The organism is Serratia sp. DD3, from assembly GCF_000496755.2.
This window is the reverse complement of record NZ_AYKS02000071.1, coordinates 130,834-143,455: the sequence shown is the minus strand read 5'-3', so window position 1 is coordinate 143,455 and position 12,622 is coordinate 130,834. Positions and strand designations below refer to the sequence as shown.

Below are 12,622 nucleotides of genomic sequence, written 5' to 3'. Positions count from 1 at the left end.
GCAAATTATACACACCACTCGTCTGAAAAAGGTTGCCGATTCAGTCATGCTGACGGTGCCACCAGCGCGGCTCAATGCCCTTTCGTTGGGCTCAGGTAGCGAAGTAGGCCTGATCATTGATAATGGCTGGCTGATTGTTGAACCGCTCAGGTCTCCGCAGGATGCTCTCACTGAACGGCTAGCGCAGTGTGACCCACCAGTTGAACTCAGTGCAGAAGAGCGTGAATGGATTGATGCACCTGCCGCTGGCGGTGAGGTAATCTGACATGGAAAGAGGTGAAATCCGACCTTACAGGTTCAATACCGAGGGAGACGCCATATAAGCGGCAATATGCTTATCTCCCTCTAACGCCAAAATCATCACTCCCTGATATTAATAAAAGCCTTGCTTAAGGCCGCTCACCTTTTTGCAAGCGACTATTGATATCGGCAATCACTGGTAAAATATCTGCCAAGGTGTCGATAACATAGTGTGCGCCTGCTTGTTGCAGCTTCGCCTTAGCTGGTTCTCGCCGGGCGGTGATCGCCTGTTCACTCATGGCCTGATATTCCTCCCAGGTGGCACCAAACTCATTGCCGGAAACCGCCAGCCCTACGGTCCACATACCGGCGTTGAGCCCTTCGGTAATACCCGGTACCGAATCATCCACCTTGATGCAACGATGCACGCCATCAATACCCAACTCAATCACGTTGGCAAGTGCCATCCAGGGGCCAGGGCGACCGCCTGCTTTCAGGTCGTCGCTTGCCACCCAATAATCTGGCGTATATCCCTGTTCTGCGGCAGCAGGGACCAGAGCCTCCATCACTTGGCGCGGGTAGCCAGAGCAAGAACCGATGCGCATCCCCTGTTGTTGCAACATCGCCAGCACCGGTAATACCCCAGCAATAGGCGTGGCAAAATTGGTCACTGCCTCAATTTGCAGCGGCATAAAGGTGCGATAGAGGTGCTCCACCTCTTGGTCACTCATCGGGTGACCAAAACGTTCCTGCCAGCGGCTATCTACCGATGGCAAACGCCCTAAAGCGGTAATATGAGCGCGTTTTGCTAGCCCCATCGGCTGACGGGCTTCATCCAGGCTCACCGGGAAATCATAGGCACGGGAGAAGGCTTCAACAAAGATGGAGGTTGGGGCAAAGGAACCGAAATCGACCACGGTGCCCGCCCAATCCAGGATCAGTGCTTGTACATCAGACATGGGAATACTCCTGTTCAACGGTGGTTTCAACCTGGCTCAATGCCAGATCAAGAATAGCAATGGCACGCGCAAGTTCGGCGCGGCTAATGGTGAGCGGTGGTGACAGTTGGATCACATTGCCCTGCGAGACTTTGAAACTGAGCCCAAGTGACAAGCAACGATAGAGCAGTTGTTCTGCCTCTTTGGTTGCTCGTTCACGGCTTTGGTGGTTACGCACCAGATCAAGCGCCCACAGCAGGCCGGTCCCCCGTACTTGACCGATCAGCGGGTGACGGTGAGCCAACTTGGCTAACTCATCCGCCATAAAGTCCCCATCGGCAACCACCTTGGCGAGAAGCTGTTCCTCGCGGATCACCTCAATGGTGGCCAAGGCCGCAGCACAACCGATGGGGCTTTTCTCATGGGTATAGTGACCCAGGGAAATCGCCGCCGCCTGATTGAAACGATCACGGGTGATCAAGGCAGCAAAGGGCACGATGCCCCCGCCTAATCCCTTCCCCAGGCAGATGATATCAGGCTCAATACCAAAGTGTTCGAAGCTGAACCAGTGCCCGGTGCGCCCCAGGGCGTTGGGGATCTCATCAACAATCAACAACACACCATGGCGATCGCAAATCTCGCGGATGCGTTGCCAATACGCCTTGGAGGGCACCTGTACATCGGTATTGCGGATAGGTTCGGCAATAAAGGCACCGATCCCGCCCTCTTTTTCAATCACATATTCAAGGTAATCGGCGTAGTGCAGGTCTTCCCCTTCGCCACGATACCAAACCCCGCGATAGCGAGTCGGCGGTGGAATACGCTCCACTCCCGCCATCAGCGGCCCCATGCCAGCACGGAAGCAGGCCTCTCCGCCGACGGCAATAGCATCAAGGGAGGCACCGTGGAACGCATCCCACAAAGAAACCACTTTGCTGTTGCCGGTAATAAAGCGGGCCAGTTTGAGGGCTATCCCCACCACTTCGCTGCCACCAGGGGCAAACAGCACCCGGTTAAGGTCACCAGGGGCCAATTCAGCGAGGGTGCGGGCGCACTCGATAGCGATAGGGTGAGTATAACGCCGTGGCACAAATGGCAGTGATGCCAGTTGCTGTTGTACCCGTTTCACCACCTTGGGGTGGCCGTGCCCAAGTTGGTGCACGTTGTTACCATGAAAATCAAGATATTGCTTACCTGACTGGCTGGTGAGGAGCGCGCCTTCAGCAGCCGTCAGCACATCAAGGCAGGGCGTTGATAGCGCCTGATGGAGAAAGTAGCGGCTATCTTCAGCCAGGGACTCTTGAGTGGCTGCGCTTTGTTCGGCCCACCACTGCTCCCGGGCCGCACTTTGGTTGATATCCCCTTCCGTGTCCGCCCCACCAGCGGGTAGTATCAACGGGTGTTTCATGCGTTGGCTTCCAGCCAGTAGCTGGCTTGCTGTATCGCCGCCAATAACTGCTGAATTTGCTGTGGGGTGACATTGCCGATATTGCCGATGCGAAAACAATCCGCTTTCGAGACTTTGCCTGGATAGATCACAAACCCCTGTGCTTTGAGGCGCTGGTAAAAATCGACAAAACGGTAATCGGGATGAGTCGGGGAATAGAAGGCGGTGATAATCGGAGATTGCCACTCCTTGGGCAACAACGGTTCAAAACCGAGCGCCTGCATTCCGGCTACCAACGTGTGTTGGTTTTCCTGATAACGTTGATAGCGTGCGCTGACGCCGCCTTCTTCATCCAACTCGCGCAACGCCTGGGCAAAGGCTAATACTGTATGGGTCGGGGAGGTAAAACGCCATTTCCCCCCCTGTTGTTCCATGGTTTGCCACTGGGCATGAAGGTCAAGAGAGACTGAACGGGCTTTACCGGCACAAGCGGCCAAGGCGGCGCGACGGGCAATAACAAAACCAAAACCCGGTACGCCCTGAATGCACTTGTTGGCTGAGCTGATAAGAAACTCGACACCAAGCTGGCCGATATCAAAAGGAATGCCGCCAAAGCTGCTCATTGCATCGAGGATCAGGCGGATCCCATGGCGTTGACAGAGGCTGGCAACCTGTTCCAAGGGGTTCAACATACCGGTGGTGGTTTCGCAGTGAACCATGGCCAGATGGCTGATTTCAGGGTGCCTTATCAACAGTTCTTCCAGATCCTGCACCTCTGGGCGGGCGGTTTCACCACAATCCAGCACCCGATGGTTCAGCCCCAGACATTGAGCCATCTCCACCATCCGGGCACCGTAGGCTCCGTTGTTGACAATCAGCACGCAGTCATCAGCACCCAATGCGGACCCCAGTACGCTCTCTACCACATAGCTGCCACTGCCTTGCAGTAATACCGCGCTGTAATCGTTGGCAAATTCCGGGCTGGTTGCCAGGCGCACCAGTTCACGGCGGATGGGTTCCACCACGCCAAGATTATAATCAGCATCCCAGGTACAGCTGTCTTGTAACATCGCCGCTCGCACGGAAGCCGTGGTGGACAGAGGGCCCGGGGTCAACAATAGATAATCGACAGCCTCTTGTGTAGGGGGAATATGGGTCATCATTACGCTCTCTTTTGGTATAGACCAGAATAAAGCCATTGTGAGCAACTTATTCGACCAGGTCAAAGGGGGTGCCTATCGTGCAACAAAAAATTCATGTTTCACGCCCTTGATGAGATAAGCTCTCTGTTCCGGCTTTATTGGTTATTACTGGTCTTGACCAACACCAAGGTTCATCATGACGAAACCGCAATACCTGCAAATCAAAGATGCTCTTATCACCCAGATTCAGGCCGGGGGATTGGTAGCCAATGACCGCCTCCCCTCCGAGCGGTTGTTGTGCGAACTCTATGGCACCACCCGGGTGACCATCCGCGAAGCATTAGTCCAGTTGGAGGCTAATGGCCTTATTTATCGGGAAGATCGCCGGGGCTGGTTCGTCACGCCGCCGCGCTTTCAACTCAAACCACGGCATACCTCCAATTTTCACCAGATAGTGCGTGAACAGGGCGGTGAACCGCGCACCGAATTGCTGGAAAAGGGCCGTAAAGCTGTTCCACCGTTTCTGCTTAATCGGCTGTTACTCAAGCCATTTGACAGTATCTTCCTGCTCAAGCGGCTGCGTTTTGCCAATGAGCGGGCAATCTGTTATTGCGAGAACTACTGCCTGCCTGAACGCGTACCGGGCCTGTTAGATCTCAATCTCAATGGCAGCTTGACTGAGCTTTACCAGAGCCATTACGGGTTACATTACGCCCGTATGCAGGTGACCTTTTACCCCACGGCGCTACCGGATGAGGTTGCCAGCCATTTAGGGGCCACGGCGGGGCTACCGGCACTTCGCTTGGAGAGACTTAACTTCGATCAGCATGGGCAGGTACTGGATTTTGACCTGGAGTATTGGCGTCACGACAGCCTGGAAATTGAAGTGGATACCCAAGATTAAACGCATCAAGTTGTCATATTGACGTCACGGGGGTGTCATAAAGATCCCCTAATCTTTCTCCCATATCATCTGGTTTATACCAATTTTGCTGGAGAAAACATGAAACCGATAACTTCTTTGCTCATCACCTCGCTGATTGCCGGTATCGCTGCACCGGCAGTGGCTAATACCGATCTGACTGTCTATACCGCCTTCGAGCCCGAGCAACTGGCTGAATTAAAAAGCGCTTTCGAACAGCAACACCCGGATATAAATATTAAGTGGGTGCGCGATTCTACTGGGGTGGTTACGGCGCGCTTGTTGGCAGAAAAAGCGCAACCTAAAGCCGACGCAGTATGGGGGCTGGCCGCCACCAGCCTGATGCAACTCGATCAACAGCAAATGCTGGCAGGGTATGCCCCTAAAGGGTTGGAGAAACTGGATAGCCGTTTCCGTGACGACAAGGCACAACCTCACTGGATTGGGCTGGATGCCTTTTTCAGCGCCATTTGCTTTAACGAGGTAGAGGCTAAAAAACAAGGGATCCCTGCCCCAGAAAGTTGGGCTGACCTCACTAAGCCTATCTACAAGGGTAAAGTGATCATGCCTAATCCCAGCTCTTCGGGTACTGGCTTCCTGAGCGTCGCAGGTTGGTTACAGACCATGGGGGAACAGCAAGGCTGGCAGTTTATGAATGACCTGCACCAGAATATCAGCCGTTATACCCATTCAGGTTCAGCACCTTGTAAACTGGCGGCCAGCGGTGAAACGGTGGTCGGTATCTCGTTTGATTTCCCTGCTGCGAGCCTTAAGGCTAAAGGCGCCCCCATTGAAGTGATCTTCCCCAAAGAAGGCTCCGGTTGGGATATGGAAGCCGCCGCTATCATCAAAGGCACCAGCAAGTTGCAAGCCGCGCAGCAGTTGCTGGATTTCGCGGCAACAGAACAGGCTAACAGGCTGTATAACAAGTCGTTCGCTGTGGTTGCCATCCCACAGGTGGCACAAGCTCGGCCAGGTTACCCGGCTGATATCAACAGCCAGATGATCAAGAATGATTTTGCCTGGGCGGCCCGTGAGCGTGACAATATACTGACCCGCTGGAACTCTAACTTCTCTGGCAAGACTGAAGCTAAAAAATAAGCGGGTTGTTACCGCACAGGCTGACCATCGTCGGTCTGTGCTGGTTGTCTTCCCCTTGGTTAGTCGCGCCTTAATCAGCTTGTCACTGTTTATTCATGGCATCGTCATATTTCAACGCTAAATTGGTATAGACCAAAAATAGCCGCGAGCCTTGTCATGACCCAGCCCTATCTGGATATCAAACACCTTAACAAACACTTCAAGGCCTTTCAGGCACTCAAAGATATCTCCCTGACCGTAAAGAAAGGGGAGTTTGTCTGTTTTCTCGGCCCCTCCGGGTGTGGAAAAACCACCTTATTACGGGCTATCGCCGGGCTTGATCTGCCAGACAGCGGTGAAATCTGGCAAGGGGGGTGCGATATTTCACAGCTCCCTCCGCAGAGACGGGATTTTGGCATTGTATTCCAGTCTTATGCCCTGTTCCCTAATCTAACAGTGGCGGAGAACATTGCGTTTGGGTTGCGAAATCAAGGGCTCGATAGTCAGGTAGTAAAAGAGCGGGTGGAGCATTGGCTCGCCTTGATTGGCCTTGGTGCGCAGTCGAATAAATATCCAAGCCAAATCTCAGGTGGCCAACAACAGCGAGTGGCTTTAGCCAGGGCTTTGGCTTTATCCCCGGGGTTATTGCTACTGGATGAACCCCTAAGTGCCCTCGATGCGCTGGTACGTACTCATCTGCGTAGTGAAATTCGTGCCCTGCAACAACGGTTGGGGATCACCACAATTATGGTGACTCACGATCAGGAAGAAGCGCTCACTATGGCAGACCGCATTGTGGTGATGGAACATGGCACCATTGTGCAAGTCGGGACGCCGCAGGAGATCTACCACCATCCCGCAAGCCGTTTTGTTGCCAGCTTTGTTGGCAGTATGAACTTTCTCGATACGCAGGTACTCAATGCTCAGCAGGTGCGTCTTAACGAGCAGCCGCTGCCGCTGACCAATCATGCCGCTGCAGGCAGTACGTTGCAGGTGGCTATCCGCCCTGAAGCTATCAGCCTGGCCCCACCAGCGCAGCAAGGGCTACAAGCCAGGATTGAGCAAGTGGAGTTTCTCGGTTCTGCCCAGCGGTTGATCTGCCTGGCCGATACGCTAATGGGCCCCCAGCGGCTGCTGGTACAACTCTCTAACGATGAAGGTCAAGACTGGCGCAGTGGCATGGCGTGCTCTCTGCACTGGCCCACCAGTGCTATGCAACCTTTTTATGGGAAAGCCGCATGACACAGCATCTTGTTACCACCGTTCCTCGTTATTCAATCTGGCAACGGTTATGGGGTAGTTGGAGCCGCGATAAGGGCCTACAGTTGATTCTGTTGCTACTGGGGATTGCCTTGTTCGCAGGTGGGCTGCTGTTCCCGGTGCTCGCCATGCTGCAAAAAAGCCTGCAAGACAGTGACGGTAGCTGGGTCGGCTTTGCCAACTTCCGTCATTATCTTTCCACCCCATCGCTGGGGCGTACCATCAGTAATACCCTTTCGCTTGGCTTGAGCATTACGCTATTGGTGGTCACTGTCGCCTTTGGTTATGCCTATGCGCTGACCCGTACTTGCATGCCCGGGAAATCCCTGTTCCGCTTGATTGCTCTTATTCCTCTCCTGATGCCCTCATTGTTACCGGCTATCAGTCTGGTTTACTGGTTTGGTAACCAGGGGATTGCCAAAGGGTTACTGGGTGATGCGAGCATCTATGGCCCCATTGGTATCGTGATGGGCCTCAGTTTTTGGTGCTTTCCTCATGCCTTGATGATTCTTATTACCGCTCTCAGTCATAGTGATGCACGCCTTTACGAGGCGGCCAAGGTGCTCGGTAGCCCTGCCTGGCGAACCTTTTTCACCGTGACGTTGCCCGCTGCTCGCTATGGTTTGCTCAGTGCGGCGATTGCCGTTTTCACGCTCACTATCTGTGACTTCGGGGTGGCGAAAGTTATCGGCGGGCAGTTTAGTGTGTTGGCGACGGATATCTATATCCAGGTTGTCGGGCTGCAAAACTTTTCACTGGGTGCGGTGACCAGCGTCATCCTTTTGCTGCCAGCGCTATTGAGCTTTGCCCTGGAGCACCGGGTGCGCAGTAAGATGCAGGAACAAAGTAATAGCCGGTCAGTTCCCTATCAACCAGCACCACATCGCTTGCGGGACTTACTGGCTCTGCTTTGGTGCAGCCTGTGGGCGCTGCTGTTTTTCGCCCTGGTGGGGATGGCCATCTATGGATCGCTGGTACAGTTCTGGCCTTATAAACTCAATTTGACGTTAGATCACTACGCCTTTAACAGTAATAGTGTTTATGGCTGGCAACCCTTTATCAATACGCTAAAACTGGGGGCGCTCACGGCCATCAGTGGAACGGTTATCATCATGGTCATCGCCTGGGTGCAAGAGAAAGGGCAGTATTTCGCCCCGTTGCGCCACCTCATCCACCTGCTTGCCATGCTTTCGCTGGCAGTACCCGGGCTGGTGCTGGGGTTGGGCTATATCTTCTTTTTTAACCGTGCTGACAGTTTGCTAAGTGCTCTATACGGTACTTTGCCGTTGATGGTGCTCTCTTGTGTGATCCACTACTACACAGTGGGCCATATGACCGCGCTGACCAGCCTGAAGCAGTTACCGAAAGAGCTGGAGCTGGTTGCCATCTCTTTGCGTATTTCGCAGTGGAAAACATTCTGGCGGATCACCCTGCCAGCCTCACTGCCTGCTTTATTGGAGATCTTCATCTACTTGTTTGTTAACGCCATGACCACCACCTCGGCGGTGATCTTCCTCTACTCCAGCGACACGGTGTTGGCTTCGGTTGCGGTGCTGAATATGGAGGATTCCGGGGATACCGCCACCGCGGCCGCCATGGCAACGTTGATCTTGCTGGCAGCGGCTACGGTTAAGCTTATTCAGCTTGGCCTCAGCCGCGCACTGTTGGAAAGAACTCAGCGCTGGCGCCAGAGTTAAGAGATAAAAGATAAGAGTTAAGAGATAAGAGATCCGCGAGAGTGAGGTTCCCCTCTCGCGGCATCGGCGGGAAAGGCATCAACGGTAAGACTAAACTAACCTCCTTTATCGGGTAATACGCGCAATAAAGCACACATTATGCTTAACCAATAAAAAACGGCAGTGGTAGGCTTGGCACGTGTTTTTAGCAAAACCCGAATAACCCGACTTCAGCGGTAGAAACGTTTGAGCATCGCCAAGATTTTCGCAGCTTGATTGGCGACGGGTATAGATAAGGAATATTTAAGATGAAAGAAGTATACAAAGGAATGACTCGCGAGCAATTAGATGCTGCATACAATAATACTAAAGCCGTTAAAAACTTTGCCGAGCTACTAGGTGAGTTTCAGGCCAGAAGCAAAAAATTATATTCAGAAAAGAGCTCACAAAGAAACATACCTTATCACTCATCCCCAAGAACCACCTTCGACTACTTCCCTGCCGACAAAAAAGGGTGCCCTACCTTTATTTTTATCCACGGCGGCTATTGGCAGAACTGTAACAAAGAGGATTTTGCCTTTATTGCCAACGGCATTTTAAATGCAGGGATTAATGTTATTCTCGCCGAATACACTTTAGCGCCCGATGCATCAATGACACAAATAGTTAGCGAGATTGGCCTACTCTTAGATTACCTCCATCAGCATCGTGCTGAATTTAATATTACCCAAGGTAAAGTCTGTCTTGGTGGCCATTCCGCTGGCGGCCATTTAACCGCTATTCACCGCAGCCACCCGCTGATTTCACATTCCATGCCAATCAGCGCGTTGATTGATTTACAACCTATCAGCCTATGCTGGTTGAATGAGAAACTAGCATTAACCGGTGAAGAGATAGAGAAATACAGCCCCATCAATAAACTCACCCAAGGTGGACCAACCGCTGTTCATGTTGGTGGTGGGGAGTTACCTGAGCTGATAAGGCATTCTCAAGAGCTCTATGACGGGCTTAAGGCTATTGGGTGTGATGTCACCTATCAAGAAGTGGGTCACGATGACCATTTTACTCAGTTGTATGAATTTGAACGCGCGGATGGTCTGTTGGTTAACTCATTGCAGGCGTTGTTCGAAAAAGCCTGACCGATGATTTTATTAAATAAATAGGAATATTGACTGACGCCGGATAAAAAAAGCCCCGCCATTACGACGGGGAAAATAGGGATGGTATTATGGCAAGGAAAAACAGGGTTTACTCAGTCGTACTCTACTTCTGGGCAGAAGTTCCTTGTAAACCAGAAATATGCTGCATACGTTGCTGATGTTTCTGGTCTAAAACATTTTTTTGCTCTGGTGTCAGCAGGTTATACATTTGGTTGCGTATCCGGGCCAATTCGACCTGGTGTTTTACCTGCTGATGAACCATTTTTTCCGCCTGGTCGTGCACGGCGGCTTCATCAAATTTATTTGCCGTCACCAGTTTATACATGGTGTCTATTTCTACTACATTAACCCCTGGCGGGTCGTCATGACCCTGGCGCATTAAGTCGCGCATTTGCTGGCGTTGCTGTTCAGTAAGGTCAACGCCATCAAATATGTGATTCTGACCTGAGGTTCCAAGTAAAAAGTCATCAACATAAGGCAGGTCAGTTTTCGGTGCAGCAAAAGCAGGAGTGCTAGAACCTATCACTAGCATTGATGCCATAACCACTGCGCCTACCTTAAACATTTGAGCTCCTCGCGCTTTCTGACTTTGCGAATCAACGAAGAGCAGTGTATCGCCGTACCTGCAAACATGCGTCAGTGCATGTAAAACTACGTAAAGTCATGGAATGCCAGCAGTTGATAGCGTATTTTGCCTTTGGAGGTAAAGCACAATGAATAAAATTCTGTTAGTTGACGACGACCGCGAGTTAACCTCGCTACTGAAAGAACTGCTCGAAATGGAAGGGTTTAACATTGTCGTCGCTTACGACGGTGAACAGGCGTTGTCGCTGCTAGACAGCTCCATCGATCTGCTGTTGCTCGATATCATGATGCCGAAGAAAAACGGTATCGATACCTTGAAAGAGCTGCGCCAGAATCACCAGACGCCCGTGATCATGCTGACAGCACGCGGTAGTGAACTGGATCGGGTTCTTGGCCTGGAACTGGGGGCGGATGACTATCTGCCGAAACCGTTTAATGACCGCGAACTGCTTGCTCGTATCCGGGCTATTCTGCGCCGTTCCAACTGGAACGAACAGCAGCAGACTATGGATAACGGTGCCCCTACGCTGGATGTAGATGGCCTGCAACTCAACCCAGGTCGCCAAGAAGCCAGTTTTGATGGGCATGAGTTGGAGCTGACGGGTACCGAATTTACCTTACTCTATTTGCTGGCAAAGCATCTTGGGCAGGTGGTTTCCCGCGAGTTACTCAGCCAGGAAGTGCTGGGTAAACGTTTGACACCCTTTGATCGCGCGATTGATATGCACATCTCCAACTTACGGCGTAAATTGCCGAACCGTAAAGATGGTCATCCTTGGTTCAAAACCTTGCGTGGTCGCGGTTATTTGATGGTATCTGCTACATGATTAATAGTTTGACGGCACGCATCTTCGCTATTTTCTGGTTCACATTAGCGTTGGTGCTGATGCTGGTGTTGATGGTGCCCAAACTTGATTCACGCCAAATGACCTCATTGCTAGACAGCGAACAGCGGCAAGGGGTGATGCTGGAGCAGCACGTCGAGGCTGAGCTGCAAAACGATCCGCCCAATGACTTGATGTGGTGGCGGCGGCTGTTTCGTGCCATCGAGAAATGGGCTCCACCGGGCCAGCGCCTGCTGCTGGTCACCAGCGAAGGGCGAGTGATTGGCGCACAGCGTAATGAGATGCAGGTGGTGCGCAATTTCATCGGTCAATCAGATAACTCAGACCAACCGAAAAAGAAAAAGTATGGCCGAGTAGAGTTAGTCGGTCCTTTCTCGATTAGTGATGGTGAAGATAATTACCAGTTGTACTTGATCAGGCCCGCCAACAGCCCGCAATCAGATTTTATTAATCTGCTGTTTGATAGGCCATTAATGATGCTGATTTTCACCATGCTGATCAGCGCCCCGCTATTGCTCTGGTTGTCTTGGAGCCTGGCTAAACCTGCGCGCAAGTTGAAAAATGCTGCCGATGATGTGGCTCACGGCAACCTGAAGCAGCACCCGGAACTGGAGTCCGGGCCACAAGAGTTCCTGGCCACCGGCGCCAGTTTTAACCAGATGGTGAGCGCGCTCGAAAGAATGATGACTGCCCAGCAACGGCTGATTTCTGATATTTCCCACGAATTGCGCACCCCATTAACCCGTCTACAGTTGGCAACCGCGTTAATGCGTCGCCGCCACGGTGAAGGGCATGAGCTTGCACGGATTGAAATGGAAGCCCAACGCCTGGATTCAATGATTAACGATTTACTGCAGTTATCTCGTGGGCAGCAAAAGAGCGAACTGGCACGCGAACTAGTGAAAGCCAATCAATTGTGGGCCGAGGTGCTGGATAACGCCGGTTTTGAAGCCGAACAGATGGGGAAACAACTGGCTGTCACCGCGCCCCCAGGCCCCTGGACCCTCTATGGTAACCCTGCGGCGCTGGATAGTGCATTGGAAAATATTATCCGCAATGCCTTACGTTATTCTCATACGCAGATCGCCGTGGCATTTAGTGTTGATAATCAGGGCATTACTATCGTGGTCGATGATGATGGCCCCGGTGTCAGCCCGGAAGAGCGCGAACAGATTTTCCGGCCATTTTACCGCACCGATGAAGCCCGTGACCGTCAATCCGGTGGATCTGGTCTCGGTTTGGCCATTGTGGAAGCCGCCGTCAATCAGCATCGTGGCTGGATCAAAGCAGAAGACAGTCCGTTGGGTGGGTTACGCTTGGTATTATGGCTGCCATTACATCAGCGTTAATCGCCAGCGTTACAAGATTTTGTTATTCTGCTCGCCTC

General features: G+C 52.2%; 12 protein-coding genes. 8 read left to right on the top strand and 4 right to left on the bottom strand.

Annotated features, from left to right (window positions below; translation table 11 throughout):
- Positions 1–7: 7 nt before the first annotated feature.
- Complete coding sequence (locus IO95_RS13120) at positions 8–265, top strand: antitoxin (protein WP_037384810.1); 258 nt, start codon at positions 8–10, stop codon at positions 263–265.
- Positions 266–389: 124 nt separating this feature from the next.
- On the opposite strand, the gene phnX is transcribed toward IO95_RS13120, so the two are convergent.
- Genes phnX through phnW form a run of 3 tightly spaced genes read right to left on the bottom strand, consistent with a single transcriptional unit; the run spans position 390 to position 3,725 of the window.
- On the bottom strand, positions 390–1,199 hold the full coding sequence (phnX, locus tag IO95_RS13115; protein ID WP_023492341.1) for a phosphonoacetaldehyde hydrolase: 810 nt from the start codon (positions 1,197–1,199) through the stop codon (positions 390–392).
- Positions 1,192–2,586 (bottom strand): aspartate aminotransferase family protein, encoded by a 1,395-nt coding sequence (locus IO95_RS13110; protein WP_023492342.1) that lies wholly within the window; start codon positions 2,584–2,586, stop codon positions 1,192–1,194. Before IO95_RS13110 ends, phnX begins: the two co-directional genes overlap by 8 nt.
- Positions 2,583–3,725 carry a 2-aminoethylphosphonate--pyruvate transaminase gene (phnW, locus tag IO95_RS13105; protein WP_037384979.1) on the bottom strand — a complete coding sequence of 381 codons (1,143 nt, stop codon included), beginning with the start codon at positions 3,723–3,725 and terminating at the stop codon, positions 2,583–2,585. The genes IO95_RS13110 and phnW overlap by 4 nt, the downstream gene beginning before the upstream one ends.
- Positions 3,726–3,903: 178 nt before the next feature.
- Between phnW and phnR the strand changes: the two genes are divergently transcribed.
- The 5 genes from phnR (at position 3,904) to IO95_RS13080 (ending at position 9,784) form a co-directional block, all read left to right on the top strand.
- Positions 3,904–4,611, top strand: a complete 708-nt coding sequence (gene phnR, locus IO95_RS13100; protein WP_023492344.1) for a phosphonate utilization transcriptional regulator PhnR — start codon at positions 3,904–3,906, stop codon at positions 4,609–4,611.
- Between the two features lie 99 nt (positions 4,612–4,710).
- Complete coding sequence (locus IO95_RS13095; protein WP_023492346.1) at positions 4,711–5,730, top strand: putative 2-aminoethylphosphonate ABC transporter substrate-binding protein; 1,020 nt, start codon at positions 4,711–4,713, stop codon at positions 5,728–5,730.
- Between the two features lie 156 nt (positions 5,731–5,886).
- Positions 5,887–6,951, top strand: a complete 1,065-nt coding sequence (locus IO95_RS13090) for a putative 2-aminoethylphosphonate ABC transporter ATP-binding protein (RefSeq protein WP_023492348.1) — start codon at positions 5,887–5,889, stop codon at positions 6,949–6,951.
- The gene (locus tag IO95_RS13085) at positions 6,948–8,666 is read left to right on the top strand and encodes a putative 2-aminoethylphosphonate ABC transporter permease subunit (RefSeq protein ID WP_023492350.1); all 1,719 of its coding nucleotides are present in this window, start codon (positions 6,948–6,950) and stop codon (positions 8,664–8,666) included. The genes IO95_RS13090 and IO95_RS13085 overlap by 4 nt, the downstream gene beginning before the upstream one ends.
- Positions 8,667–8,953: 287 nt before the next feature.
- The gene (locus tag IO95_RS13080) at positions 8,954–9,784 is read left to right on the top strand and encodes an alpha/beta hydrolase (protein WP_037384812.1); all 831 of its coding nucleotides are present in this window, start codon (positions 8,954–8,956) and stop codon (positions 9,782–9,784) included.
- A 124-nt stretch (positions 9,785–9,908) separates the two neighbouring features.
- Here the strand turns inward: IO95_RS13080 and cpxP are convergent, their stop codons facing one another.
- Entirely contained in the window at positions 9,909–10,370 is a 462-nt protein-coding gene (cpxP, locus tag IO95_RS13075; RefSeq protein ID WP_023491255.1) for a cell-envelope stress modulator CpxP, read from the bottom strand.
- Between the two features lie 148 nt (positions 10,371–10,518).
- On the opposite strand from cpxP, the gene cpxR reads away from it, so the two are divergent.
- Positions 10,519–11,217, top strand: a complete 699-nt coding sequence (gene cpxR, locus IO95_RS13070) for an envelope stress response regulator transcription factor CpxR (protein ID WP_023491254.1) — start codon at positions 10,519–10,521, stop codon at positions 11,215–11,217.
- Complete coding sequence (gene cpxA, locus IO95_RS13065; protein WP_023491253.1) at positions 11,214–12,584, top strand: envelope stress sensor histidine kinase CpxA; 1,371 nt, start codon at positions 11,214–11,216, stop codon at positions 12,582–12,584. Before cpxR ends, cpxA begins: the two co-directional genes overlap by 4 nt.
- Positions 12,585–12,622 lie beyond the last annotated feature (38 nt).